This is a genomic window from Mesorhizobium sp. BR1-1-13 (assembly GCF_020165515.1).
Taxonomy (GTDB): Bacteria; Pseudomonadota; Alphaproteobacteria; order Rhizobiales; family Rhizobiaceae; genus Mesorhizobium.
Genome location: NZ_JAIUIH010000002.1, coordinates 61,273 through 85,426, shown reverse-complemented (window position 1 = coordinate 85,426; position 24,154 = coordinate 61,273). Strand labels below are relative to the sequence as shown.

Here is a 24,154-nt window from a genome sequence, read left to right as displayed (position 1 = left end):
GTTCATATGCGCCCATCGTTCATATGTGTGATGAAATCGGCGAGCGAGACATTGCCGCCGGTAGCCACCACAAGGACGGTCTTGCCGGCCACATCCACCTTGCCGCCGAGCAGTGCTGCCAGCGAGGCAGCTCCGGACGGCTCAAGCACCAGCTTCATCCGCTCGAAGGCGATTTTCATTGCCCGCCGCACCAAGGCGTCGTCGACGGTGATGCCGCGAACGCCGGCGGTTCTGACCGCCGCGAACGGCGCGTCGCCGGGCCGCCGCGACATCAGCCCGTCACAGATCGAATTCGGGGCGAGCGGCATGGTCTCGATGCTGCCATGCGCCAACGAGGCGCCCATGCCGTTGAAACCTTCGGGCTCGACGCCGATGATTTCTGTGGCGGGCGACAGGTGGTGAAAGGCGAGCGAAACGCCGCCGATCAGGCCGCCGCCGCCGACCGAGCAGAACAGCACGTCCGCCTTCGCGCCCTTGGCAGAAAGCTGCTCCAGCGCCTCCAACCCGGCACCTGCCTGGCCGGCCACGATTTCCGGATCGTCGAAGGGATGCAGCAATGTCAGCCCTTCGGTGTCGGCGATCTCGCGCGCCTTGGCGGCCGCGACTTCCTCACGCGCGCGCTCGCCGTGATCGGTAAGCACCACGCGCGCGCCGTAGCCTGCTGTGGCGTCGCGCTTGGCGGCCGGCGCGTCGATCGGCATGACGATGGTGACGGGAATGCCGAGCACCTGGCCCGCAGCCGCCAGTCCTTGCGCGAAATTGCCGGAAGAATAAGCGACGACTCCCTTCTTGACTTCGTCGGGCGACAGCCGCTTCAGCCGCCAATAGGCGCCCCGCACCTTGAACGATCCCGCCCATTGCAGCGATTCCGCCTTGACGAAGACGCGAGCGGCGCCGGTTTCCCTGGCGAGCGCCGCCGATTCCAGCAGCGGCGTGATCTGCGTCGCCTTGGCGGTGACCGCATAGGCTTGCTTCAGGTGGTCGAGTGAGGGAACAAGCGTAGTAGTCATCATTCGCCTCGCGGATACCGTTTGCTCTCCTCGAGATTGTCGAGGTTCATGTGGTTGCGCATGTAGCGCTCGGACGCTTTCTGCAGCGGTTGGAAATCCCAGGGGTAGTAGGCGCCGTTGCGCAGCGCCCGATACACGACCCAGCGGCGCGCCTGGCTTTCGCGAACCGCAGCGTCGAAAGCGGCCATGTCCCAGCGCGCCCGCACCTTGTCCATGAACGCCGCGACCAGCGGTTCGTTGGCCGGATCGGCAGCGAGGTTTTCCCGCTCCAGCGGATCGGATTGGAGATCGAACAGTTGCGGCGCATCGAGCTCGCAATGGACGAACTTGTATCGGCCCTCGCGGATAGCCACCAGAGGCGCGTATGAACCCTCAGCCGCATATTCCATCAGCACAGGCGCGCTGCGCCGCTCACCGTCGATCAGAGGCAGCAGCGACTGGCCATCGGTCCATGGCGCGACGGCATCGATGTCGATGCCGGCGAGGTCGCAAAGCGTCGGAGTCACGTCGAGATTGGAAACCGGCGCTTCGATCAGCCCGGCCGCAACGCCCCTGCCGGCAACCATCAGCGGCACCCGCGCCGAGCCCTCGAAGAAGCTCATCTTGAACCATAGGCCGCGCTCGCCGAGCATGTCGCCATGGTCGGAGCAGAACAGGATGGTGGTGTCGTCGAGCATGCGCGTCCGCTTGAGGACGTCCAGGAGCTCGCCGAGCTTGTCGTCGACATAGGAAATATTGGCGAAATAGCCGCGCCGCGAACGGCGCACCTGCTCAGGGGTGATCTGGAACGAAGGATAATCGCTGGCGACATACAGCCGCTGCGAATGCCTGTCCTGTGCGTCATACGCGATAAAGCCGGTTTCCGGGTCGAGCGCCTGGCAATTTTCGTAGAGATCCCAGTACTGCTTGCGCGCGACGTAGGGGTCGTGCGGATGCGACAGCGAAACGGTCAGGCACCATGGCCGGCGCTCCTCATCGTCCTGTTCGCGGGAAAGCTGATAGAGCTTCTGCGTGGCGAGGAACACGACCTCGTCGTCATATTCCATCTGGTTGGTGGTTTCCGCGATGCCGGCCCCGGTCACCGAACCCAGATTGTGATACCACCAGTCGATGCGCTCGCCGGGCTTGCGATAGTCCGGCGTCCAACCGAAATCGGCGGGGTAGATGTCCGTGGTCAGCCGTTCCTCGAAGCCGTGCAACTGGTCCGGCCCGACGAAGTGCATCTTGCCCGACAGGCAAGTATGGTAGCCGGCGGCGCGCAGATGATGAGCGAATGTCGGGATCGACGAGGCGAACTCGGCGGCGTTGTCATAGACTCCGGTGCGCGACGGCAACTGGCCGCTCATGAACGAGGCACGGCCGGGCGCACAGAGCGGCGAGCCGGTGTAATTGTTGCGGAAGCGCGCCGAGCGGGCGGCCAATGCCTTCAGATGCGGCGCGTGCAGGAAGTCAGCCGGCCCGTCGGGAAAGAAAGTTCCGTTGAGCTGATCGACCATGACGACCAGGAAATTTGGTTGCTTGCGTGTCACTGCGTCTGCCGTCCGCTGAGTTTCGTTTCGAGATAGTCTTCGACCAATGCGATCGCGGTCGCGGCATCGGGCACGCCGTCCTTGAGCGCCCGCCTGATGTAGAGCCCGTCGATCATTGCCGCCGTCGCTTCGGCGACGCGATCGGCCTCGGCTCGGGACAGGATGCCGGCCAGCCCGCTCATCAGGTTCGAATGCAGCCGCCGCGCATAAATCCTGAGCAGCCGGCGCAGCGCCGCCGATTTTTGTGCCTCGACATAGAAGGCGAGCCAGGCGGCGATCGTTTCGGCCCGGAACTGGATGTCGGAGAAATTGACGGCCACCACAGCCGAGACCCGTTCGCGGGGGGAACCAGCGGACTGGAGCGCGCGCCGCATGTCCGTGTTCAGTTCGGCCAGGATGTGGCGCATCGTCGCGAACAGCAGTTCATCCTTGGCGCCAAAATAGTGATGGGCAAGCGCCGATGACACGCCGGCGCGCCCGGCGATCTCCGACATCGTCACGTCAAGCGAGCCGCGCTCGCCGATCGCCGAGATCGTTGCGTCGATGAGCGCCTTGCGGCGCAGTGGCTCCATTCCGACTTTCGGCATGCCGTTCCCGATGTTTGCCGAAGATTATTTTTTATTGACGGGTCAATCAACAAAAATCGGGCGAGGCGAATAACCAATTATCCATTCTGGCCCATCCCAGGGACTGGAAAACGGTTCATTATTGAACAATATTGAGTGCTCATGCCGCGACATGACGTGTTAGGCTTCGCGGCAAACGGAGGTTGTCATGACCGCATGCATCGTCGGCTGGGCGCATTCCCGCTTCGGTAAACTCGAAGGCGAGACGCTGGAGAGCCTGATCGTCAAAGTGGCAACGGAGGCGCTTGACCATGCCGGCATTGGTCCGGACGATGTCGACGAGATCGTGCTCGGGCATTTCAACGCCGGCTTTTCCGCGCAGGATTTCACCGCCAGCCTTGTCCTTCAGGCCGACGACCGGCTGCGCTTCAAGCCGGCGACGCGCGTCGAGAACGCCTGTGCCACCGGTTCGGCCGCGGTCAGGCAAGGCATCCGCGCCATCGATGCCAATGCCGCCCGCATCGTGCTGGTGGTCGGCGCCGAGCAGATGACGACGACGCCCGGTCCCGAGATCGGCAAGAACCTGCTCAAGGCCTCGTATCTCCCCGAAGACGGCGAGACGCCGGCAGGCTTTGCCGGCGTCTTCGGGAAGATCGCGCAGGCCTATTTCCAGCGCTATGGCGACCAGTCCGACGCGCTTGCCATGATCGCCGCCAAGAACCACAAGAACGGCGTCGACAACCCCTATGCACAGATGCGCAAGGATTTCGGTTACGAGTTCTGCCGCCAGGAGAGCGAGAAGAACCCTTTCGTAGCCGGTCCCTTGAAGCGCACCGACTGCTCGCTGGTCTCTGACGGTGCCGCCGCGCTTGTTCTCACCGACACCGCAACCGCCCTGAAGATGCGCCGCGCCGTCACCTTCCGCGCCAATGAGCACGTGCAGGATTTCCTGCCGATGTCGAAGCGCGACATCCTGACCTTCGAAGGTTGTGAGCAGGCCTGGAGCCGGGCGCTGAAGAAGGCCGGCGTGACGCTTGACGACCTCTCCTTCGTCGAGACGCATGACTGCTTCACCATCGCCGAATTGATCGAATATGAAGCCATGGGCCTGGCGAAGCCCGGCGAGGGCGCCAAACTGGCGCTGGACGGCACGACCGCAAAGGACGGACGGCTGCCGGTCAACCCTTCCGGCGGGCTGAAGGCAAAGGGCCATCCGATCGGCGCCACCGGGGTGTCGATGCATGTGCTGAGCGCCATGCAGCTTGTCGGCGAGGCCGGCGGCATCCAGGTGCCGGGCGCCAAACTCGGCGGCATCTTCAATATGGGCGGTGCGGCGGTCGCCAATTACGTTTCCATTCTCGACCGGATTCGGTAAAAGCGACCCGCATCCGCGGGGGCAACATGACAAATCCGGTTCTGATCGAAGTTCTGCGTGGCGCCATCGTCGAGAGCGCCCACCGAGGCGCTGTCGCGGTTTTCGGCGCCGATGGCAAGCCGGTTCTGGAGATCGGCGACACATCGCGGCCGGTGTTTCCGCGCTCCGCGGTCAAGGCGATCCAGGCGCTTCCGCTGGTCGAGACGGGGGCTGCCGATGCCTATGGCTTCGGCAACCGCGAACTGGCGCTGGCCTGTGCCTCCCATTCGGGCGAACCGGCCCATGTCGAACTGGCCAGGTCGATGCTCGCCAGGGCCGGGCTGGACGGGTCGGCGCTTGAATGCGGCACGCACTGGCCCTCAAACCATGATGCGGAGATAACACTTGCGCGTGCCGGCGGCTCGCCCAGCGCGCTGCACAACAACTGCTCCGGCAAGCATTCGGGCTTCCTCTGCACCTGCGTCCACGCGGGCATCGCGCATCGCGGCTATGTCAGGGCGGATCACGCCTTGCAGGAAATGGTGCGCGACGCTATGCAAGCGGTAACGGGAGCCCGCCACGGCGCCGACGAGCGCGCGACCGATGGCTGTTCGATCCCGACCTACGCGGTGCCGCTCAGGAGTTTCGCACTGGGCTTTGCCCGGATGGCGACCGGGACGGGTTTTGCACCGGTGCGAGCCAAAGCTGCAAACCGTCTGCTGGCCGCCTGCATGGCAGAGCCGTTCTTTGTTGCCGGAACGGACCGCGAAGACGTCGCGTTGATGGAAGCCGCCCCCGGGCGGATTTTTGCGAAAGGCGGCGCTGAAGGCGTTCATTGTGCCGCAATTCCCGAACTCGGTCTCGGCATCGCGCTCAAATGCGACGATGGCGCCAGCCGTGCCAGTGAAGTTATGGTTGCTGCCATCCTCGCAAGGCTGTTGCGCGCGGACGAAGCCCTGGCGGCGAAGCTGCTCGAAATGGCAAACGCACCCATCGAAAGCCGGATCGGCGCCAAGGTCGGAGCGCTCAGGCCAACGGCGGCGCTGGCCTGAAAAGAGCAGGGCTCAACTGACGTGATTGCGCTCGACCGTCAGGTGCGTAAAGCCGGTCTTGTCCGATGATGTCAGATCGCCTGTCGCCGGCTCGGCCCAGCGCTGCCCGACAATGGCGCCGTTGCGCGCTCCGTCGATGACATTGTCGGAGATGATGGCGGTTCCGGCACCGTCGACCACGCTGACCACGATGCCGGTGCCCGCCTTGCGGATGATGTTGCCGGTGGCCACGACATTGCGTAGATACGGTCCCCAGCCGATCTGCATGCCGTAGAGCGGCGCGTTCTCGACGACATTGTTGGACACGGTGGTGTCGGCCTCGACGCCGATGCCGACGCCGAAACCGGGCGGGTCGGCGGGGTAGGGGCCAGATGTCGACAGATTGCGCACGATATTGCCGGAGCAAACACCCATGCGGCCCCCTTCGTTGAAATTGACGATCGAGATGCCGTTGGCGGCCCCATCGACGACGTTGTTGCTGATGACGGCGCCCTCGAACGAGAATTCGGAGTAGACCGCGGTCTCGCCGGAGCGCATGCAAGTGTTGCCCGATACCTGCAGATTGCTGGCGCTGTTGGCGCGAATGGCCGAGAATGCGCAGTCCGAAACGATATTGCCGGAGATGATCACGTTGGCGGCGCGGAAGGCATTGATGCCGTTGCCGTTCTGGCCTGTGCCGCCGCCGCGCGCCGCGATGCGTTCGACCCGGTTGCCGGTGACGATGGTGCCGTCCTCCGCCGCCTGCCAGCGGTGCACGAGGATGCCGCCATTGGCGCAGTCGGAGACGGTGTTGCCTGTGATCGCCAGCCCTGCGGCCTCGACCGAATAGATGCCGGCGTCCGCCGCTCCGGATATTTCCGTGCGCTCGACCCGGCCCGCCGCGTGCTCGAGCGCCAGTCCGTTCTTGCCGCTGCCGGTTATCTGGCAATTGTCGACGATGAGATGCGCCACGCGGCGCAGATCCAGCAGTCCTTGCGCGTAGTCGCCCATCGAGCGGTTTGAGCCGTCGAGGACTATGCCGCTGAGCTCGATGTGATCGGCTTGTTCGGCCATGAACAGGTGGCCGTCGCCACCATAGACGATGCGTGTTGCGCCAGGCACGCCGGTAAGGCGCACCCGGCCGGGCAGCGTCAGGTTGGACACGACGTAGGTGCCGGGCTGCAGGAACACCGGCATATCGCGATCGCCGGCCTCGCGCAGCAGCTTGGCGAAAGCCTTGCTCTGATCGTCAAAAGTGCCGGGTTGCACGCCAAGCTCGGCGGCGTTGATCGATCCGCGCATCGAGGCTTTCTCGATGCCGGGCAAGCCCGCGGCCGCTGCCTTGCCCAGCGAAAGCCCGAACACGGCAAAACCGGCTGTCCGGACAAGCAGCTTGCGTCTGTTCAACATCGGCACAGGTCCTGGCATTTTGCCCATCCCGTGGCAGGATTCGTGCCAGCCGGGCACCTGCGTCCCCGGCGAGGGGCAATCACTTGTGAAGTCGTGAGGGCAGGCATAAGTTCAAGGAATGAGCAGAGCCTTTACCCGCGAGGAAGACAGCGAAAACGCCATCGCAGGCGTCGGCGAACGGCCGATCAGCCAACACCGCAACCTGGTGACGGAGCGTGGCCTGGCAATGATCGACGAGAATCTGGCCGATTTGCGCGACATATTGGCCAAAGCCGAGCGTCGGGGAGACCGCGAGCGTATCGCGCTGGTATCTCGCGACCTGCGCTACTGGACCGCGCGGCGCGAAAGTGCCGAGCTTTCGGTGCCCGAGCCCGGGAGCGACGTCATTCGCTTCGGCATGGGCGCCACGCTCGAAGCGGAGGACGGCAAGAAGGTGCACTGGAAGATCGTCGGCGAGGACGAGGCTGACCCGTCGAAAGGCAGCATTTCCCATGTGTCGCCAATGGCGATTGCTTTGTTTGGCAAGAAGGTCGGCGATGTCGCCACCGTCAACGGCAAGGAATGGGAAATCGTCAAGCTGAGCGCGGGCGGCTGAACCCCAACGTCAGTCCTCAGTCTTCACGATATGGTCGCGAAAGAATGCGGCGGCACCCGCTTCATCGATCTCGCCGGCGGCGATAGCCATCACGAATTCATAAAGCGTGCCGTTGTCCGCCGTCAGGACGTGACCGTTGACGATCAGGAAGGCGCCGGCGGCGACAATCGCCGTGCGTTTGTTGCCGTCGACAAAGGCATGATTTCTGGCAATGCCGAAGACATAGGCTGCTGCAAGATCTTCAATCGACGGAGTGCCGTAATTAGCCTTTTTCTGGGCCTGGGCCAGCGCCGATTCGAGTGCATTTTCATTCCGCAAACCTTGTGCGCCGCCATGCCGGCGCAATTGCTCGGCATGCATCGCTTCGACCGCGCGGCGCGACAGAAACTCCCAGTTCATTCGGCGAGCTTCTGAAGCGCGACCTTGTACTTGTCCATGACCTTGCGAGCAGCTTCCATCTGCCGCTCGAAACTATCGTCGACCGGTTTGAGGACGATGTCCTTGTCCGTTTCGAGAACCTGAAGCTGATCACCGGCTTTGAGATTCAGGCGGGCGAGTAGCTCCTTGGGCAGGATCACCCCTTCGGAATTACCGATCTTGCGAATGGTGGTGTTCATGCTGGAGTGCTCCTGTTGCAACGTCAATTATAACTCGACCGCCGCGCCGTTGCTACAGATATTATAACTTACGAATGGGAGTCGGCGCGGACACGCTCATTGCCGATAATTCACGATACCAGCAGCCGGTCGATCAGCCGCTCCGCTGCTTCCGGGATCACGGTACCGGGCGGGAAGATTTCCACCGCACCCGCTTGCAGCACGGCATCATAGTCCTGCGGAGGGATCACGCCGCCGGCAACGATCAGCATGTCGCTGTGCCCGAGCCTCTTCAGCGCATCGCTGAGTTCGGGGATGAGCGTGAGATGTCCCGCCGCCAGCGATGACGCGCCGACAATGTGCACATCCTGCTCGTGGGCGAGCTTCGCGATCTCCTCCGGTGTCTGGAACATGGCGCCGACGGTGACATCGAAGCCCAGGTCGGCAAAGGCTGTGGCGATCACCTTCTGGCCGCGGTCATGTCCGTCCTGTCCCATTTTGGCGACCAGGATGCGCGGCTTGCCGCCGGTCTTCTTTTCGAACGCGCCGATCTTCTGCTGCAGCCGGTCGACGGCCGGATTGTCGCCGAGCGCCTGGCGGTAGACGCCGGAAATCGTCTGCACCGACGCGACGTGGCGGCCAAAGACCTTTTCCAGCGCCAGCGAAATCTCCCCGACCGTCGCATTGGCGCGCGCGGCATGGATGGCGAATTCGAGCAGGTTGTCGCCACTCTCGGCCGCGCGGGAGAGCGCTGCGAGCGCATTCTCGAGCACTGCGACGTCGCGCGTGCCCTTCAGCCGCTGCAGCTTCGATAGCTGCCGGGCTCTTACCTCGGCATTGTCGATCTTCAAGACGTCGACTTCGATATCCGTACCAGGCTGGTGCGCGTTGACGCCGACCAGCATCTGCTCGCCTGAATCGATGCGCGCCTGGGTGCGGGCGGCGGCCTCTTCGATGCGCAGCTTGGGAATGCCCTTCTCGGTCGCCGCGGCCATGCCGCCGAGCGCCTCGACCTCCTCGATATGGGCAAGCGCACGCGCCGCCAGATCATGCGTCAGCCTCTCGAGATAAGCCGAACCGCCCCACGGATCGATGATGCGCGTGGTGCCGGATTCCTTTTGCAGGATCAGCTGCGTGTTGCGGGCGATACGCGCCGAATGATCGGTCGGCAGCGCCATGGCCTCGTCGAAGGAATTGGTGTGCAGCGATTGTGTATGGCCCTGTGTGGCGGCCATCGCCTCGATCATCGTACGAATGATGTTGTTGTAGGGATCCTGCGCCGTCAGCGACCAGCCAGAGGTCTGGCAGTGGGTGCGCAAGGACAGCGAACGCTCGTCCTTCGGCGCAAAATTCTTCATCATCAGGCTCGACCACAGAAGCCGCGCCGCCCTGAGCTTGGCGACTTCCATGAAGAAGTTCATGCCAACAGCCCAGAAGAAGGACAGGCGCGGGGCGAAGCGGTCGATGTCGAGCCCGGCGGCGACGCCGGCGCGGGCATATTCGATTCCGTCGGCAATCGTATAGGCGAGCTCCAGGTCCGCCGTCGCGCCGGCCTCCTGCATATGGTAGCCGGAGATCGAGATCGAGTTGAATTTCGGCATATGCCTGGATGTGTAGGAGAAGATGTCCGACACGATCCGCATCGAGGGCTTCGGCGGATAGATATAGGTGTTGCGGACCATGAACTCCTTCAGAATGTCGTTCTGAATGGTGCCAGTGAGGTCCTTCTGCGCAACGCCCTGTTCCTCGGCCGCCACAATGTAGAGCGCCATGACCGGCAGCACCGCGCCGTTCATGGTCATCGACACCGTCATCTCGCCGAGCGGAATGCCGTCGAAGAGCTGGCGCATGTCGAGGATGGAATCGATGGCCACGCCCGCCATTCCGACATCGCCGGCCACCCGCGGATGATCGCTGTCATAGCCGCGGTGCGTGGCGAGATCGAAGGCGACCGACAGGCCTTTCTGGCCGGCGGCAAGATTGCGCCTGTAGAAGGCGTTGGATTCTTCCGCGGTCGAGAAACCGGCATACTGCCGGATCGTCCACGGCTGCTGGACATACATGGTCGGATAGGGTCCGCGCACGAAGGGCGGCATGCCCGGATAGGTGTCGAGATGGGGCAGCCCCTTGAGGTCGCCCTGATTGTACAGATGTTTGACGGCAAGGCCTTCCGGCGTCATCCGCTGGCCCTTGATCTCGACACGCGCCCGCCGCGGCGGCGCCCAGCCGACCTGGCTGAAATCCGGAATCAAGAAGCGGCTCCGATCGCTTGATCGATGCGGACCGGAAACAGCGGCTCGCACATGACGATGCCTTCCGTGAAGGCAGGTCGCCGCTCCGCGGCCAGCGTCTCGACAGCGCGCTCGGTTTTCTGCGGATAGAGCGTGGCGCCGACGATGGCGCGCTCGCGGGATCGGAAGGCGGCAGCACGCTGGGCGGCGGCGGTGCGAACGCGTTCCTGTATGCGTCCGTCCTGAAGGCTGGACAGCACGCCGCCCTCGGCCTCGATCGCCTGCAACTCGGCCCAGGCCGCTTCGCAGAGGCCAGCGGTGAGCGCTTCGACGCCACCGGAGCCGCAGGCAGGATCGGCGACCTGATCGATGTGGCTTTCATTGGCCATGATCAACTGCGCGTTACGGGCCACGCGGCGTGCGAAAGGCGCCGGCAGGCCATGCGCGACGGTGTGCGGCAGGATGGCGATCGAATCGGCTCCGCCCGCCGCCGCGGCGAAGCAGGCGATTGTCGTGCGCAGGATGTTGGTCTCCGGATCCAATGCCGTCATCATCCGAAACGACGTCTCGGCGTGAATATTGGCCGTCGAAGTCGGGATCGAGCAGGCCTCTTGGACGCGAGCCCACAGCTTGCGCAAGGCCCTGACCTTGGCAATCGACAGGAACTGATCCTGGTCGGCGCTCAGCGCAAACCCGATATGGGGCGCTGCGTAGACGAGCGGTTGCCGCGCTTTCTCGAACATCCTGAGATACGAGACGGCCGAAGCGAGCATGATGCCAAGCTCCTGCGCCTCCGTGGCGCCGGCATTGTGGAACACCCGCCCGTCCGCCTCGAGCAGCACGCCGGGTACGCCCATCGAAAAGAAATGCGCCAGCGATTGCGGCATGGATTCCTGCAGCGCCTCGATCGACATGCGCAACCGGCCGGTTCCGGCCAGGATAGCCGCAGGATCGATGCCGAAGGAGAGGTTGAGCTTTGCCGGGTCGGAGCGGCGCTTGCCAAGGAACGCCACCAGCCAGTCGGCCATGGGGCGGCTCCACGGATGGGCGTCGATGCGGATCTGGACGCGGTTTAACGGTATGCCGTCCAGAACCGTCTCCAGCGCCTGCGCCGTTCTCGGCAGGCCGTAGCCGAACGCGTTCGGGGCGCCTTCGAAGACGAGCGACAATCCCGTCGCACCCTGCGCGACGTCCTCCAGCGCCTGGGCTTTGGCGCGACCTATGTCGGGATCGTCGATGCGCTGGCTGACGATCCACGGCGATCCCGGGTTGGCGCGCACGATCGGCTCGGCCGCCGCCGCGCGCTCATAAAGCGGTTCCACGCGGATGCCGTCATCAGTGTGCGAGACCAGTTTTTCCTCGAAAGATGCGCCGGCGAGCGCCCTTTCAGCCAAGGCCAGCCATCGCTGCCGGTCGGCATTCGGAACTTCGTTATCCCTGGTCAAGGCTCCGGCGCTCATCCACTGTCCTCGTCACTATGCGGCCGCATCAGCCTGGAGCACTTCAGTCTACGGGTCCCGGTGCGATACCGCAATGCAATGCGCTTCCAAGACTCGAATTCGATCCCTCGAGCGTACACCAGCCTTCGAGCACGAAGCATGAACGATTGCCAAACATGGGCAAAATCCGCAAGCTCCAAAAAAGGCCATTTTCGCTGATCGCCATTGTCGCTGTGCAAGGGCCCCACTATACCTTCGGGCAAGGGGCTGGTTTTATACACGGCAGTTTGCGGAGACCGGACATATGGCTGACGACACCATTTTCATCGGCGCCAGCCGCAAGCCCGACGACAGCTATCAGCGTCCCGAAAACCTGCTTTTGCAATATGGCAACCGTCACGGCCTGGTGACCGGTGCCACCGGCACCGGCAAGACGGTCACCTTGCAAATATTGGCCGAGGGATTCTCCAATGCCGGTGTGCCGGTGTTCTGCGCCGACATCAAGGGCGATCTCTCCGGTATAGCCATGATGGGCACGGCGCAGGATTTCCTGGTCAAGCGCGCCGAGCAGGTCAAGCTCGACCCCTATGACTTCCAGGAATTCCCCGTCATCTTCTGGGATCTGTTCGGCGAACAGGGCCACCCCATCCGCGCCGCCATCTCCGAGATGGGCCCGCTGCTCTTGTCGCGGTTAATGAATCTGTCCGAAGCCCAGGAAGGCATCATGAACATCGCCTTCCGCATCGCCGATGAGGAAGGCCTGCTGCTGCTCGACCTCAAGGACCTGCAGGCGCTGCTCGCCAATATCGCCGGGCGCGCCGAAGAGATCAGCGCCCGCTACGGCAATGTGACGAAACCCTCGGTCGGCGCCATCCAGCGCACGCTGCTGGTGCTGGAACAGCAGGGGGCGGCGAATTTCTTCGGCGAGCCGGCATTGCGCATCGCCGACATCATGCGCACCACCCGCGACGGCCGCGGCGCCATCAGCGTGCTGGCCGCCGACAAGCTGATGATGAATCCGCGACTCTACGCGACGTTCCTGCTTTGGCTGATGTCGGAACTGTTCGAGGAACTGCCCGAAGTGGGCGACCCCGACCAGCCGAAGCTGGTCTTCTTCTTCGACGAGGCACATCTGCTTTTCGACGACGCGCCGAAGGTGCTGATCGACCGCGTCGAGCAGGTGGTGCGCCTGATCCGCTCGAAGGGTGTGGGCGTCTATTTCGTCACGCAGAACCCTTTGGATATTCCTGAGAAGGTCCTGGCCCAGCTCGGCAACCGCGTCCAGCATGCGCTGCGTGCCTACACGCCGCGCGAGCAGCAGGCGGTAAGGACCGCGGCCGAGACGTTCCGGCCAAATCCGGATTTCGATTGCGCGACCGTGATCACGCAACTGGGCACCGGCGAAGCGCTGGTTTCAATGCTGGAAGCCAAGGGCATCCCGTCCATGGTCCAGCGCACGCTGATCCGTCCGCCATCGTCACGACTCGGGCCCATAACCCCAGCCGAGCGGCAGAAGCTGATCCAGGAAAGCCCGGTGATCGGCCAGTACGATGAGCGTGTCGATCGCGAATCGGCTTTCGAGATGCTGCAGAAGAAGGCCAAGGACGCGGCGGATGCCGAGGCACAACAGGCCGACGCAGGCCGTTCACGCTGGACCATTCCGGGCTTCGGCAATGATGCCCCGCCGCAGCAGCCCGGCGGCAGACGCTCGCCTCAACCGCGCCCATCCAACCGCCAGACGGTGGCGGAAGCCGCGATCAAGTCGGTAGTGCGCTCCGTCGGCTCGTCGGTCGGCCGCGCCATCGTGCGCGGGATACTCGGAAGTCTGTCGAGAGGCAGATAGGGAGCGCGATCGCGCAACGGTCACGCAGGGACAGGTTGATGTGGAGGGTGAAGGCGGTGAGTCGCCGCATTCACCCTCGCTCCGATCAGAAAATCGCGTCGGTCACCGCTTTCACCGGGCCAAGCAGCACCGATCCGTCCGGCACGCCGGCATCGATCGGGATGGCTTTGTGGTTCGCGGTCGCCACCATGGGCTGGCTGGCGTCGCTGGTCACGATGACCGGGGTCTTCGAAGGCACGCGGTCATAGAGGTCTATAATGTCCTGGTTCATCAGGCGCACGCAGCCCGACGACACCGACTTGCCGATCGAACGCCATTCCGGCGAGCCGTGCAGCCGGTAGAGCGTGTCGACGTTGCCCTGGAAGAGATAGAGCGCACGTGCACCGAGCGGGTTTTTCAGCCCGCCCGGCATGCCGCCATTGTCAGCGCTGTATTGCCTCAGTTCCGGCTGCCGGGCGATCATCTCGTCCGGCGGCGTCCATTTCGGCCACTTCTGCTTCCACTGGACGACGGCATCGCCAGACCATTCGAAGCCGGCGCGGCCGAGGCCGACGCCGTAACGGATCGCCTGACCGCCCGGACGAACCAGATAGAGGAAGTGGCCGGTCGTATCGACGACGATGGTTCCCGGCTTCTGGCCGGTCGGGTCGGGCACGATCTGGCGCAGGAATTGCGGATCGATCCTGTCGACGGGAATGGCCGGCACTTCGAAACCGCCATCGCTGACGGCGGCGTACATCGTCACGTAGTCGGCGAGCGGCGGCTCGACATAGGCCGGTGGTGGTGGCTCGACTGGCCCGGATCCGGTGGTGGCGCATGCGGAAACCGCGATCGAGGCGGCGCCCAAGGCTGCGGCGTTAAGAAAGCCGCGACGGCTCAGGCGATAGGATTCGATTTCGGCTGGGAACATGGTTGCCTTCTTTAAGTCTGAAATCGCAACAAAGCATGAATATACCGACCGTTGCGAGGGTGCCTGATCAACACTTGGGCGTGATAGGCGGTTCCGAATCTGGCCTCAAGGTGGACAAACAAAGGCGAAGCTGTGACCGCGTCGCCACTGTGGCGCTACGGTCACAGGGGTGTGCGGCTAGAGCGAAAACAAGGATTACTTTTGGGCCGCATGCGTTAGCCACCTGTGACAAGGGCATCGAGCGACGGCAGGATCAGGGCCGGTGGAAAATCCCGATACTCCTCCGGCTGGTTGGAGCGGTTGATCCACACGGTGCGGAAGCCGAACTTGGTCGCGCCGGCAATGTCCCAGCGGTTGGACGACTGGAAGGAGACTGCACCCGGATAAAGGCGCCAGCCCGTGGTGACCATGTCGTAGACCGACGGATCGGTCTTGAAGCGCCGTACCGCATCGACGGAATAGATATCGTCCAGCACCTGATCGAGCGCCGCGGATTTAACGGCTGCCTCCAGCATTTCCGGCGAACCGTTGGACAGGATTGCCAGCTTGGCGCCGGACGCCTTCAGCGCCTTCAGTACGGCGGGCACTTCCGCATAGCAGTCCAGCCGCCAATAGGCATCCAGCAATGCCGCCTTGAGGCCGGGATCGGCAGAGGGCACCTTGTGCAACGCGAAATCAAGTGCCTGCTCGGTGAGTTGCCAAAAATCGGCATAGGCGCCCATCAGCGTGCGCACCCAGGAATATTCGAGTTGCTTGGCGCGCCAGATCTCGGACAGCAACTGGCCGTCCGGTCCGATGGCGTCGGCGTGGCGGCGCACGGCGGCATGAACATCGAACAGTGTGCCGTAGGCGTCGAAAACATAGGCGGCGTATTGCATGGCAACAGTTTTGAGGCGAGGCGGGGCAAGGTGCAAGTCTTGATTGCAGCGCGCCGTTCGTGGCCTCAACAAAACTCCCCGATGCTGGTTGACGACGCCGGCCAAAGCGTCATCCAATGCTGCAACACGAGATTGATCGGAACGGGACAAAGCAATGACACTGGCGGCTGCAGCACTTTCCGCGACATGGACTTTCGTCGACGGCGACTGGTACGAGGGCAATGTCGCCGTTCTGGGCCCGCGCAGCCACGCAATGTGGCTCGGCACCAGCGTGTTCGATGGCGCCCGCTGGTTCGAGGGTGTCGCTCCCGATCTCGACCTTCATGCCGCGCGCGTGAATGCCTCGGCGATCGCGCTCGGTCTCAAGCCTTCGATGACGGCCGAGAAGATCGTCGGGCTGACCTGGGACGGATTGAAGAAATTCGATGGCAAGACGGCTGTCTATATCAGGCCGATGTATTGGGCCGAGCACGGCGGCTATATGGGCGTGCCGGCCGATCCCGCCTCGACCCGTTTCTGCCTGTGCCTCTACGAATCGCCCATGATCTCGCCGACCGGCTTTTCCGTGACGGTTTCGCCGTTCCGGCGCCCGACTATCGAAACCATGCCGACCAACGCCAAGGCCGGCTGCCTCTATCCCAACAATGGCCGTGCCATCCTCGAAGCCAAGATGCGCGGCTTCGACAACGCCCTGGTGCTCGACATGCTGGGCAACGTCGCCGAGACCGGAACCTCGAACATCTTCCTGGTCAAGGACGGCCACGTCCTGACGCCGGCGCCCAACGGCACCTTCCTGTCCGGCATCACCCGCTCGCGCACGATGACGTTGCTTGGCGAGTACGGGTTCAAGACCACCGAAAAGGCGCTTTCGGTGCGTGAATTCCTCGAAGCGGATGAAATTTTTTCGACCGGCAACCATTCCAAGGTCATTCCGATCACGCGCATCGAGGACCGCAGCCTGCAGCCCGGGCCGGTGGCCAAGAAGGCACGGGAGCTCTATTGGGATTGGGCGCATTCGACGTCGGCGGGCTGATCCGTCCAGGCTTTTCGTCGCAATGCGCCCGGTTTCGGGAAACTGTGTGACAGTTCTCCGGAACCCGCTTAGAAAGAGCACCCGGCGCTTCACTTTTCGGAGTTGTCCGAACCCAATCCAGACCTATCTTAGTCCGGTATCGACACCGGATTTTCCTTGAGGGAGTACCTTCCATGGCTTTTGAATTGCCCGCTCTGCCTTACGACTATGAGGCCTTGCAGCCCTACATGTCGAAAGAGACGCTGGAATATCACCACGACAAGCACCACAAGGCCTATGTCGACAACGGCAACAAGCTTGCCGCGGAAGCCGGCCTTGGCGATCTGTCGGTAGAAGAGGTGGTCAAGCAGTCGTTCGGCAAGAATGCCGGCCTCTTCAACAATGCCGCCCAGCACTACAATCACATCCATTTCTGGAAGTGGATGAAAAAGGGCGGCGGCGGCAACAAGCTGCCGGGTGCGTTGCAGAAGGCTTTCGACAGCGATCTGGGTGGCTACGACAAGTTCAAGGCCGACTTCATCGCCGCCGGCACGACCCAGTTCGGTTCCGGCTGGGCCTGGGTTTCGGTCAAGGATGGCAAGCTGGCGATCTCGAAGACGCCGAACGGCGAGAATCCCCTCGTCCATGGCGCGGCGCCGATCCTCGGCGTCGATGTCTGGGAGCACTCCTATTACATCGACTATCGCAACGCCCGGCCGAAATATCTCGAGGCCTTCGTCGACAGCCTGATCAACTGGGATCATGTTCTCGAACTCTACGAAAAAGCGAAAGCCTGATCGAGATTCAGAAAGCCCCGGCACCCGGGGCTTTTCTTTTTCTGTGCCGAGATCCCACAGCAAGGTCTGCAAAATCGTCGAGGGAAGGGAATATTCCTCCCGCCACGTCCGTTAACGTCCTGTCCCGAAATGCCTTCATCATGGAGCCAATTGAATGAGAAAGCTTGTCGTCGCCATCTCTATGCTCGCGTTCGCCGGTTCGGCGGCCTTTGCCGACCCGATCCTCGACCGCCAAGCCCTGATGAAGGAACGCGGGAAGATCGTCGGCGGCCTGTCGAAAGTGGTCAAGGGTGAGGAGCCCTTTGATGCCTCCGCCGTACTGACTGCGCTGCAGGCGCTCCAGGCGAACGCGGAAAAATTCGACGCCGACGTCCTGTTCCCGGCGGGCAGCGACACGGGCGACACCACGGCGGCGCCGAAGATCTGGCAAGACATGGCCGGCTTCAAGGCGACGGAAGACAAGTATCTTGCCGACGTCAAGGCCGCGGTCGCCGCGGCCCCGGCCGACGTGGAGTCCCTGAAGACGCAAATCGGCGTCATCGGCTCCGACTGCGGCACCTGCCACAAGGGCTACAGGGTCAAGAAAGGCTGATCGCCGGCCATGGCATGGCTGAGGAAGTTTGTCGGCGCCGCACTCGTGCTCGGCGGCGCCGGCGCGGTTGCTGCGTGGACGCTTTCGGCGCCGGTGAAGCTCGATGCGGAAACCCTGGCCAAGCTCGCGCCTGGTGACGCGGTCAGAGGCAAGCGCATTTTTTATGCCGGCGGCTGCACCTCCTGCCATGCAAAACCCGGTTCGAAAGGCGACGAGCGGCTCGAACTTGTCGGCGGCCTTGAACTCAAGACCCCGTTTGGCACGTTTGTGCCGCCCAACATTTCGCAAGACCCGAAGGACGGCATCGGCGCGTGGTCGGCCGAGGATCTCGCCAATGCCATGCTGAAGGGCGTCTCGCCGTCGGGCGAGCATTTCTATCCGGCATTTCCCTATGCGTCCTACGCGCGGATGAAGCCTGCCGACATTGCCGATCTCTATGCCTTCCTGAAGACGCTGCCGGCGGTTGCTGGCCGAGCGCCGGCCAATTCATTGAGTTTCCCGTTCAACATCCGTCGCGGCATCGGCTTGTGGAAACGGCTCTATCTCAGCGAGCAGCCTGTTGTGTCCCTGCCCGAAGGCGCGCCTGGTCCTGTGATTGCCGGTCGCTACCTGGTCGAGGGACCGGGTCATTGCGGCGAATGTCACACACCGCGTGATCTTGCAGGGGGGACAAAGAAGAGCGAGTGGCTGGCTGGAGCCACTGCCGCCGAAGGCAGCGGCATCATCCCCAACATCACCTCCGGGGAGGGCGGCATCGGCGACTGGTCGCAGGCCGACATCGCCAACTATCTCGAAACCGGCTTCACGCCCGATTTCGATTCCGTTGGCGGGGCCATGGTCGACGTGCAGAGGAACATGGCCGAACTGGCGCCCGAGGACCGCGCGGCGATCGCGGCCTATCTCAAGGCGATTCCGCCGCATCCGAATGGCTATCCGGCGCGCAAAAAACCGGCGAGCTGACTACGGGTGGCGATCGCCCAGGAAGTCGAAGCCCGCCTCGAAGAAATGATTGTAGTTGCAGGTCAGTTCCTCGCCGGCCGCGATGTCGCGTAACGCAAAGCTTTCCTCGGGCGAGGATACGTCGCAATTCGGCTCGTCGGCGTGGTTCATGTAGCGTGCATCGTCGGCCTCGAAGACGATGTAGTTCGGATCTCGCCTGTCCGGATAGGCATAGCGGTCGAGATAACTCTTCACCGGTCCTGTCTGGCTCTCATAGGTCCCGACCTCGATGAGCCGGTCGAATCTCGGATCCAGCTTCCAGATCATCGTGCCGCGGGAAATGGGATTTTTGGCAAAGACACCAATGCCTTGGATGGGGGATTTGTCGAGATAGACGTCGACGAGCAGCATGGCAGGCCCTTGTGCGATTGTGGGCTGTGATGGCCCGGGACAAAACCCGCCCTGGGTAGCGCGCGGGCATCGCAATTGCGAGCGAAAACCAGCAACATGGAATTCAAAAACCAATGATTGCCCGGTTCGCCGAGAAGGTCGCGCCGGTCACCGTTTCGCATCAGCGCTGCTGAAGCGCCAGCCGCACGCCCAGGCCGCAGTAGATGCCGCCGACAATCTTGCCCTGCCATTTCAGCACCGTGGGATTTCGACGCAGGAAAGTGCCAAGCCCGCCTGCGCTCACCGCGAAAACCACTGTGCTGAAGAGGCCCAGCAGAACAAAGATGATCCCCAATACCGCCAGCTGGAGCATGACCGATCCGTTTTCGGGCCGCACGAACTGTGGCAGGAACGCGAGGAAGAAAAGCGCCGTCTTGGGGTTGAGCATCTCAGTCAGTATGGCTTGCCGAAACGCCTTGCCCGCTGAGATTGGGAGCCTGCCGGCGGCGAAATCGGCCGGCGTCTTTTCCATGATCGCGCGAATGCCGAGATAAACGAGATATGCCGCACCGAGATATTTTACGGCGCTGAACAACACCGCCGATGCGGCGATGACCGCCGAGATGCCGACCATGGCCGTGAAGGTGTGAAACACGTCGCCGGCCGCGATCCCTGCGCCGGTTGCGATGCCGGCTTTGGTTCCCGAACTCGTTGCCCGCGCGACCGTCAGCAGCGTGGCGGGGCCGGGAATAAACACAAAACCGAGGACCACCGCGACATAGGTGGTCAATGTGGCCAGGTCGATCATTGCTCGCATCCTCCTCGGCGTTCGTCGCCGATCAAGTCACGCCAGGGGCCGAAGGTAATGACCGCTTCAGCCCTGCGGCCCTGTTGCCTTGCCTGTCACTTTCAAGGCGAATGAATATGTGTAGGCGATCTCCTCCAGCCGGGAAAACCGGCCGGAGGCGCCGGCATGGCCCGATTCCATGTTGATCTTGAACAGGACCGGATTGTCGCCCGTCTTGCGCTCGCGCAGCCGCGCCACCCATTTGGCCGGTTCCCAATAGGTGACGCGCGGATCGGTGAGACCGGCTAGCGCCAGGATCGGTGAATAGCCGAGCGCGGCGACATTGTCATAGGGCGAATAGGCGGCGATCGTCCGGTAGTCGTCCGCCGACGCGATCGGATTGCCCCATTCAGGCCACTCTGGCGGGGTCAGCGGCAGGCTGGCGTCGAGCATGGTGGTGAGCACGTCGACGAAAGGCACCTCGGCAACGATGCCGCCGAAACAGTCCGGGGCCATGTTGGCGACCGCGCCCATCAGCATGCCGCCGGCGGATCCACCTTGCGCGACGATGCGGTCATGCACAGTGTAGCGTTCGGCGACCAGATGGCGTGCACATGCGATGAAATCGGTGAAAGTGTTCATCTTGTGCGCCCGCTTGCCGTCATCGTACCAGCCATAGCCCTTGTCCTTGCCGCCGCGGACGTGGGCGATTGCAAAGACAAAGCCGCGGTCGACCAGCGAGAACCAGTTGGTGTTGAAGGCCGCCGGCACGGTGATGCCATAGGAACCGTAGCCGTAAAGCAGGCAAGGCGCGGAGCCGTCCAGCGGGGTATCGCGGTGGTACAAGAGCGAGACCGGCACCAATTCGCCATCGGCCGCGGGCGCCATCAGCCGACGCGTGACATAGTGCTCGGGGTCGTGGCCTGACGGCACCTCCTGGGTCTTGAGCAACACGCGCTCGCGGGTGCGCATGTTGTAGTCGAAGACCTGCGCCGGCGTCGTCATCGATGAATAGGTGAAGCGCATGATCTCGGTGTCGTATTCCAGGGATCCCGACAGGCCGAGCGAAAACGCCTCCTCGTCGAAGGAGATCAGGTGTTCGTCGCCGGTTGCCCGGTCGCGCACGACGATGCGCGGCAGGCCCTCCTTGCGCTCCAGCCTGACCATATGGTTCTTGAAGCCGATCACCGACAGGATCAGCCGGCCGGCCTCGTGCGGGACCAGTTCCTGCCAGTTGGCGCGGATCGGATCGCTCGCCGGCGCCGTCATGATCTTGAAGTCCTTGGCCCCATCGGCGTTGGTCAGGATGAAGAAAACGTCGCCGCCTTCCTCCATCTCGTATTGAAGACCGGTCTCGCGCGCCGCCACCAGCTTCGGCTCGCCAAACGGCTCGCCGGCGCTCAGCAGCCGGTATTCCGAGGTCTCGTGGTCGTTGATGGCAATCATGATCCAGTCATTGGAGCGCGTGCCGCCGACATTCATGAAGAAGCCGGGATCATTTTCCTCATAGATCAGCCGGTCGATTGCCGGATCCTGCCCAAGCGCATGGAACAGCACCTTGGAGGGACGGTGGTTGGGGTCGAGCCGGGTGTAGAAAAACCCGTCATTGGCGGCGTTCCACACCCCCGAACCGCCTGTGTCTGGAACCGTGTCCGCGAGTTCCTTGCCGTCGGAGAGGTCGCGCACCCGAAGCGTATAGAATTCGGAGCCCTTGTCGTCGAACGCCCATAAAAGCTTGCCATGGTCGGCCGAATGATCGACGCCGCCAAGCCGGAAATAGGCCTTGCCTTCGGCCTCGGCATCGCCGTCGAGCAGGATATGCTGCGCGCCGCCGTCCCGCGGCATGCGGAAATAGCGCGGCTGCTCGCCGCCGAGTTTGAAGGAGGAGCCATACGCGTAGGGTCCGTCCTTCATCGGCACGGAAGAATCGTCTTCCTTGATGCGACCCTTCATCTCCTTGAACAGCCGCTTCCGCAAATCGGCCGTGTCGGCCATCAGCTTCGACTGGTAGGCGTTTTCGGCTTCGAGATGGGCGCGGATGCCCGCATCGAGCAATGCGGGATCCCTGAACATCTCCTGCCAGTTGTCGGCCCGCAGCCAGGCATAGTCGTCCGTTCGCGTGATACCGTGATGCGTGTCGAAAACCGGCCGCTTCTCGGGCGTTGGCGGGGTGACATCCGGGAATGCAGAAGTTTTGGTCATTGCGTCTCGCTTTGGAAATGTCGATGGCCAATGAACACGCCGATCAGCGCGGGTTCAAGAGCCGGGCCTTATTGCTGCACCGGGCTCCAGAAAGTGGGCCGGGAGGAGAAATGATGAATATCTATGCTCGCACCGTCGCGGCTCTCGCCGTCGTTTCCGCAACTATGGCCATCGCCGGCCAATCTCATGCGACCGTATTCGCCGCTTGGCAAGTGGCCAACGTGCCGTTCGGCGACACGCTCAACGTGCGCAAATATCCCTCGGGCACGTCCCAGAAACAGGCCGCATATCCGAACGGCACCGTTTTGCAGATGACCGGACGATGCACCGGCGGGACGAACCTGCTCGATATCGCCAATCAGCCGGCATGGAAGCAGCAGCAGGCGGTTCGCTATCGCTGGTGCGAAGTCTGGCATGATCCGGCCAAGAACGGCGGTTTCGTCACCGGGTGGGCCTATGGCAAATACATCGCCCCGTATTGAGTGATCCGATCTGGTCGACTGCACGACGCGTGAGGGCCGGCAATGGCCGAGGTGGGGCAACCTCTGGTTTTGCGAAAGGGGGTGAGCAACCAAGATTGCCGGCGCGATCGCCAAGCAAAGCAAAGCACTCGGAGATGCTTTGTGAGTTAGCGAGAATGTAACGGTTAGCTAACGCTGCGTCACCGGCAGCTGGTTTCGCCTGCGAAATATCGAAAAATTACATCGTGCACGAAAGATTGAAGCTGATCCGGAAATATCTGATCAACATTGTTCAATATAGTGCAAGGATCGAATTGACTTACTTGCTAGGTAGGTTCATTGATGCCCCCGCGACACGAATCGCAGAAGCTCTGTCTGCACAAAATTCGTGCAATGCCTTGCCTGTAAAAAAGGGCGCACTAAACTAACTCTCGTTGGGGCCTGAAGACCATGGATATTGTCGAAACACCTTCCAGAAACAGCGACGCGCTGATCGAGCTGACCGCCGACGTGGTGGCCGCCTATGTCAGCAACAATCCCGTGCCGGTCGGCGAACTGCCGAACCTCATCTCCGATGTCCATGCTGCTCTCGGGCGTGTGGGCGGAACCGCCGAACAGCCGCCCGCCGACAAGCAGAAGCCGGCAGTGAACCCGAAGCGCTCGGTTCATGACGACTACATCGTGTGCCTTGAAGACGGCAAAAAGTTCAAGTCGCTCAAGCGTCACCTGATGACCCACTATGATCTGACGCCGGATCAGTATCGCGAAAAGTGGAACCTCGACCCGAGCTACCCGATGGTTGCCCCGAACTATGCGGCCGCCCGCTCCCAGCTCGCCAAGAAGATGGGCCTCGGCCGCAAGCGCAAGGCCCGCTAGGCATTTGTCGCCAGGTGAGTACACTTGGTATCGCAGAATGCGGCTCAAACGATAGATAGAGCCGGACGGACAGTTCAACCGGATCGACATCGGCGCCTTCGGGCGCCGTTTTACTTTGCCGGCCGGGCCGGGACAGCGCTGGTAACAGTGCGCGGTACGATGCGATCGGCTGATCGCGGAGGCGGTATCAGGCCGTCTGCTCGAGCGCGGCCTCTGCGTCGCGCCTGATGCGCTTGACCATCGAGCGAAGGCCGTTGGCGCGCTGCGGCGACAGGTGCTCGTCCAGGCCGAGCGCCTTCAGCGTCGCTTCCGCATCGATTTTCTGGATTTCGCTGGCGGTCTTGCCGGAGAACAGCGCCAGCATGATCGCCACCAGCCCGCGTACGATATGGGCGTCCGAATCGCCCCTGAAGGTGATGACCGGATCGCCACCCGGTCCCCGTTCGGTGGTCAGCCAGACCTGGCTGACGCAGCCCGGCACCTTGTTGGCGGCGGTGCGTTCCTCATCCGGGAATGGCGGCAGTGCCTCGCCGAGTTCGATGACATAACGATAGCGGTCCTCCCATTCGTCAAGGAATGAGAAGTCGTCGCGGATCGTCTGGATCGTGGTCGTCATGACAGGGATATAGTCATCCACCGCCGCCGCGTCACGGAAAAACAAGGACACCGCGGGCGTCGAGAGGCAGACTGCCCGCGGTGCGCCGTC

General features: G+C 62.7%; 24 protein-coding genes. 10 read left to right on the top strand and 14 right to left on the bottom strand.

Features of this window, described 5'->3' with window-relative positions; all coding sequences use genetic code 11:
- Nucleotides 1-2: 2 nt before the first annotated feature.
- The 3 genes from LB533_RS04885 to betI are packed head-to-tail and all read right to left on the bottom strand — an operon-like array spanning nt 3 to nt 3,126.
- On the bottom strand, nt 3-1,010 hold the full coding sequence (locus tag LB533_RS04885; protein WP_224676786.1) for a threonine/serine dehydratase: 1,008 nt from the start codon (nt 1,008-1,010) through the stop codon (nt 3-5).
- Entirely contained in the window at nt 1,010-2,539 is a 1,530-nt protein-coding gene (gene betC, locus LB533_RS04880; RefSeq protein WP_224676785.1) for a choline-sulfatase, read from the bottom strand. The genes LB533_RS04885 and betC overlap by 1 nt, the downstream gene beginning before the upstream one ends.
- Nucleotides 2,536-3,126 (bottom strand): choline-responsive transcriptional repressor BetI, encoded by a 591-nt coding sequence (betI, locus tag LB533_RS04875; RefSeq protein ID WP_224676784.1) that lies wholly within the window; start codon nt 3,124-3,126, stop codon nt 2,536-2,538. Before betI ends, betC begins: the two co-directional genes overlap by 4 nt.
- Before the next feature lie 187 nt (nt 3,127-3,313).
- Here betI and LB533_RS04870 point away from each other — a divergent pair, with 187 nt between their 5' ends.
- Together LB533_RS04870 and LB533_RS04865 are read left to right on the top strand one after the other, a co-directional pair.
- Nucleotides 3,314-4,480, top strand: a complete 1,167-nt coding sequence (locus LB533_RS04870) for an acetyl-CoA acetyltransferase (protein ID WP_140638741.1) — start codon at nt 3,314-3,316, stop codon at nt 4,478-4,480.
- A gap of 26 nt (nt 4,481-4,506) precedes the next feature.
- The gene (locus tag LB533_RS04865; RefSeq protein ID WP_224676783.1) at nt 4,507-5,511 is read left to right on the top strand and encodes an asparaginase; all 1,005 of its coding nucleotides are present in this window, start codon (nt 4,507-4,509) and stop codon (nt 5,509-5,511) included.
- 12 nt (nt 5,512-5,523) lie between these two features.
- Here the strand turns inward: LB533_RS04865 and LB533_RS04860 are convergent, their stop codons facing one another.
- The gene (locus tag LB533_RS04860; protein ID WP_224676782.1) at nt 5,524-6,900 is read right to left on the bottom strand and encodes a TIGR03808 family TAT-translocated repetitive protein; all 1,377 of its coding nucleotides are present in this window, start codon (nt 6,898-6,900) and stop codon (nt 5,524-5,526) included.
- A gap of 118 nt (nt 6,901-7,018) precedes the next feature.
- Here LB533_RS04860 and greA point away from each other — a divergent pair, with 118 nt between their 5' ends.
- Nucleotides 7,019-7,495 carry a transcription elongation factor GreA gene (greA, locus tag LB533_RS04855; RefSeq protein ID WP_224676781.1) on the top strand — a complete coding sequence of 159 codons (477 nt, stop codon included), beginning with the start codon at nt 7,019-7,021 and terminating at the stop codon, nt 7,493-7,495.
- 9 nt (nt 7,496-7,504) lie between these two features.
- Here greA and LB533_RS04850 read toward each other — a convergent pair whose 3' ends face one another.
- From LB533_RS04850 to LB533_RS04835, 4 genes are all read right to left on the bottom strand, one after another.
- The gene (locus tag LB533_RS04850; RefSeq protein WP_224676780.1) at nt 7,505-7,894 is read right to left on the bottom strand and encodes a type II toxin-antitoxin system death-on-curing family toxin; all 390 of its coding nucleotides are present in this window, start codon (nt 7,892-7,894) and stop codon (nt 7,505-7,507) included.
- Nucleotides 7,891-8,112, bottom strand: coding sequence for an AbrB/MazE/SpoVT family DNA-binding domain-containing protein (locus LB533_RS04845; protein ID WP_224676779.1), 222 nt, complete (start codon nt 8,110-8,112; stop codon nt 7,891-7,893). Before LB533_RS04845 ends, LB533_RS04850 begins: the two co-directional genes overlap by 4 nt.
- Nucleotides 8,113-8,222: 110 nt before the next feature.
- Nucleotides 8,223-10,343 carry a methylmalonyl-CoA mutase gene (scpA, locus tag LB533_RS04840; RefSeq protein WP_140638746.1) on the bottom strand — a complete coding sequence of 707 codons (2,121 nt, stop codon included), beginning with the start codon at nt 10,341-10,343 and terminating at the stop codon, nt 8,223-8,225.
- A complete protein-coding gene (locus LB533_RS04835; protein WP_140638747.1) occupies nt 10,340-11,782 on the bottom strand; it encodes a methylmalonyl-CoA mutase subunit beta in 1,443 nt (480 codons plus the stop codon). The genes scpA and LB533_RS04835 overlap by 4 nt, the downstream gene beginning before the upstream one ends.
- A gap of 283 nt (nt 11,783-12,065) precedes the next feature.
- Here LB533_RS04835 and LB533_RS04830 point away from each other — a divergent pair, with 283 nt between their 5' ends.
- On the top strand, nt 12,066-13,604 hold the full coding sequence (locus LB533_RS04830) for a helicase HerA-like C-terminal domain-containing protein (protein WP_140638748.1): 1,539 nt from the start codon (nt 12,066-12,068) through the stop codon (nt 13,602-13,604).
- 85 nt (nt 13,605-13,689) lie between these two features.
- On the opposite strand, the gene LB533_RS04825 is transcribed toward LB533_RS04830, so the two are convergent.
- On the bottom strand, nt 13,690-14,514 hold the full coding sequence (locus LB533_RS04825; protein WP_140553967.1) for a L,D-transpeptidase: 825 nt from the start codon (nt 14,512-14,514) through the stop codon (nt 13,690-13,692).
- A 215-nt stretch (nt 14,515-14,729) separates the two neighbouring features.
- Nucleotides 14,730-15,392, bottom strand: a complete 663-nt coding sequence (locus LB533_RS04820; RefSeq protein WP_140494758.1) for a haloacid dehalogenase type II — start codon at nt 15,390-15,392, stop codon at nt 14,730-14,732.
- Nucleotides 15,393-15,546: 154 nt separating this feature from the next.
- Here LB533_RS04820 and LB533_RS04815 point away from each other — a divergent pair, with 154 nt between their 5' ends.
- The 4 genes from LB533_RS04815 (at nt 15,547) to LB533_RS04800 (ending at nt 18,753) form a co-directional block, all read left to right on the top strand.
- The gene (locus tag LB533_RS04815; RefSeq protein WP_140494756.1) at nt 15,547-16,425 is read left to right on the top strand and encodes a branched-chain amino acid aminotransferase; all 879 of its coding nucleotides are present in this window, start codon (nt 15,547-15,549) and stop codon (nt 16,423-16,425) included.
- Nucleotides 16,426-16,598: 173 nt separating this feature from the next.
- On the top strand, nt 16,599-17,201 hold the full coding sequence (locus tag LB533_RS04810; protein ID WP_140638749.1) for a superoxide dismutase: 603 nt from the start codon (nt 16,599-16,601) through the stop codon (nt 17,199-17,201).
- A gap of 154 nt (nt 17,202-17,355) precedes the next feature.
- The gene (locus LB533_RS04805; protein ID WP_140638750.1) at nt 17,356-17,793 is read left to right on the top strand and encodes a c-type cytochrome; all 438 of its coding nucleotides are present in this window, start codon (nt 17,356-17,358) and stop codon (nt 17,791-17,793) included.
- Between the two features lie 9 nt (nt 17,794-17,802).
- The gene (locus LB533_RS04800; protein ID WP_140638751.1) at nt 17,803-18,753 is read left to right on the top strand and encodes a cytochrome c; all 951 of its coding nucleotides are present in this window, start codon (nt 17,803-17,805) and stop codon (nt 18,751-18,753) included.
- Here LB533_RS04800 and LB533_RS04795 read toward each other — a convergent pair whose 3' ends face one another.
- From LB533_RS04795 to LB533_RS04785, 3 genes are all read right to left on the bottom strand, one after another.
- Nucleotides 18,754-19,143, bottom strand: a complete 390-nt coding sequence (locus LB533_RS04795) for an SET domain-containing protein (RefSeq protein ID WP_140638752.1) — start codon at nt 19,141-19,143, stop codon at nt 18,754-18,756.
- A 160-nt stretch (nt 19,144-19,303) separates the two neighbouring features.
- Nucleotides 19,304-19,930: a LysE family translocator gene (locus LB533_RS04790; protein WP_140638753.1), complete on the bottom strand. Its 627-nt coding sequence runs from the start codon at nt 19,928-19,930 to the stop codon at nt 19,304-19,306.
- A 66-nt stretch (nt 19,931-19,996) separates the two neighbouring features.
- Nucleotides 19,997-22,111: a S9 family peptidase gene (locus LB533_RS04785; protein WP_140638754.1), complete on the bottom strand. Its 2,115-nt coding sequence runs from the start codon at nt 22,109-22,111 to the stop codon at nt 19,997-19,999.
- Between the two features lie 110 nt (nt 22,112-22,221).
- Here LB533_RS04785 and LB533_RS04780 point away from each other — a divergent pair, with 110 nt between their 5' ends.
- Both LB533_RS04780 and LB533_RS04775 read left to right on the top strand, forming a co-directional pair.
- Complete coding sequence (locus LB533_RS04780; RefSeq protein ID WP_411908878.1) at nt 22,222-22,593, top strand: SH3 domain-containing protein; 372 nt, start codon at nt 22,222-22,224, stop codon at nt 22,591-22,593.
- Nucleotides 22,594-23,022: 429 nt separating this feature from the next.
- Nucleotides 23,023-23,448: a MucR family transcriptional regulator gene (locus LB533_RS04775; RefSeq protein WP_095089970.1), complete on the top strand. Its 426-nt coding sequence runs from the start codon at nt 23,023-23,025 to the stop codon at nt 23,446-23,448.
- Between the two features lie 187 nt (nt 23,449-23,635).
- Here LB533_RS04775 and LB533_RS04770 read toward each other — a convergent pair whose 3' ends face one another.
- The gene (locus LB533_RS04770) at nt 23,636-24,064 is read right to left on the bottom strand and encodes a SufE family protein (protein WP_140495047.1); all 429 of its coding nucleotides are present in this window, start codon (nt 24,062-24,064) and stop codon (nt 23,636-23,638) included.
- Nucleotides 24,065-24,154 lie beyond the last annotated feature (90 nt).

What these genes read in the sequence shown, in the direction of transcription:
- LB533_RS04865 (WP_224676783.1), top strand. Translation starts at nt 4,507, where the DNA reads ATGACAAATCCGGTTCTGATCGAAGTTCTGCGTGGCGCCATCGTCGAG.
- LB533_RS04800 (WP_140638751.1), top strand. Translation starts at nt 17,803, where the DNA reads ATGGCATGGCTGAGGAAGTTTGTCGGCGCCGCACTCGTGCTCGGCGGC.
- LB533_RS04770 (WP_140495047.1), bottom strand. Translation starts at nt 24,064, where the DNA reads ATGACGACCACGATCCAGACGATCCGCGACGACTTCTCATTCCTTGAC.
- LB533_RS04850 (WP_224676780.1), bottom strand. Translation starts at nt 7,894, where the DNA reads ATGAACTGGGAGTTTCTGTCGCGCCGCGCGGTCGAAGCGATGCATGCC.
- LB533_RS04885 (WP_224676786.1), bottom strand. Translation starts at nt 1,010, where the DNA reads ATGACTACTACGCTTGTTCCCTCACTCGACCACCTGAAGCAAGCCTAT.
- LB533_RS04815 (WP_140494756.1), top strand. Translation starts at nt 15,547, where the DNA reads ATGACACTGGCGGCTGCAGCACTTTCCGCGACATGGACTTTCGTCGAC.
- LB533_RS04845 (WP_224676779.1), bottom strand. Translation starts at nt 8,112, where the DNA reads ATGAACACCACCATTCGCAAGATCGGTAATTCCGAAGGGGTGATCCTG.
- LB533_RS04820 (WP_140494758.1), bottom strand. Translation starts at nt 15,392, where the DNA reads ATGCAATACGCCGCCTATGTTTTCGACGCCTACGGCACACTGTTCGAT.
- LB533_RS04870 (WP_140638741.1), top strand. Translation starts at nt 3,314, where the DNA reads ATGACCGCATGCATCGTCGGCTGGGCGCATTCCCGCTTCGGTAAACTC.
- LB533_RS04790 (WP_140638753.1), bottom strand. Translation starts at nt 19,930, where the DNA reads ATGATCGACCTGGCCACATTGACCACCTATGTCGCGGTGGTCCTCGGT.
- LB533_RS04835 (WP_140638747.1), bottom strand. Translation starts at nt 11,782, where the DNA reads ATGAGCGCCGGAGCCTTGACCAGGGATAACGAAGTTCCGAATGCCGAC.
- LB533_RS04825 (WP_140553967.1), bottom strand. Translation starts at nt 14,514, where the DNA reads ATGTTCCCAGCCGAAATCGAATCCTATCGCCTGAGCCGTCGCGGCTTT.
- LB533_RS04785 (WP_140638754.1), bottom strand. Translation starts at nt 22,111, where the DNA reads ATGACCAAAACTTCTGCATTCCCGGATGTCACCCCGCCAACGCCCGAG.
- LB533_RS04775 (WP_095089970.1), top strand. Translation starts at nt 23,023, where the DNA reads ATGGATATTGTCGAAACACCTTCCAGAAACAGCGACGCGCTGATCGAG.
- LB533_RS04780 (WP_411908878.1), top strand. Translation starts at nt 22,222, where the DNA reads ATGATGAATATCTATGCTCGCACCGTCGCGGCTCTCGCCGTCGTTTCC.
- LB533_RS04810 (WP_140638749.1), top strand. Translation starts at nt 16,599, where the DNA reads ATGGCTTTTGAATTGCCCGCTCTGCCTTACGACTATGAGGCCTTGCAG.
- betI (WP_224676784.1), bottom strand. Translation starts at nt 3,126, where the DNA reads ATGCCGAAAGTCGGAATGGAGCCACTGCGCCGCAAGGCGCTCATCGAC.
- LB533_RS04860 (WP_224676782.1), bottom strand. Translation starts at nt 6,900, where the DNA reads ATGTTGAACAGACGCAAGCTGCTTGTCCGGACAGCCGGTTTTGCCGTG.
- LB533_RS04830 (WP_140638748.1), top strand. Translation starts at nt 12,066, where the DNA reads ATGGCTGACGACACCATTTTCATCGGCGCCAGCCGCAAGCCCGACGAC.
- greA (WP_224676781.1), top strand. Translation starts at nt 7,019, where the DNA reads ATGAGCAGAGCCTTTACCCGCGAGGAAGACAGCGAAAACGCCATCGCA.
- LB533_RS04795 (WP_140638752.1), bottom strand. Translation starts at nt 19,143, where the DNA reads ATGCTGCTCGTCGACGTCTATCTCGACAAATCCCCCATCCAAGGCATT.
- LB533_RS04805 (WP_140638750.1), top strand. Translation starts at nt 17,356, where the DNA reads ATGAGAAAGCTTGTCGTCGCCATCTCTATGCTCGCGTTCGCCGGTTCG.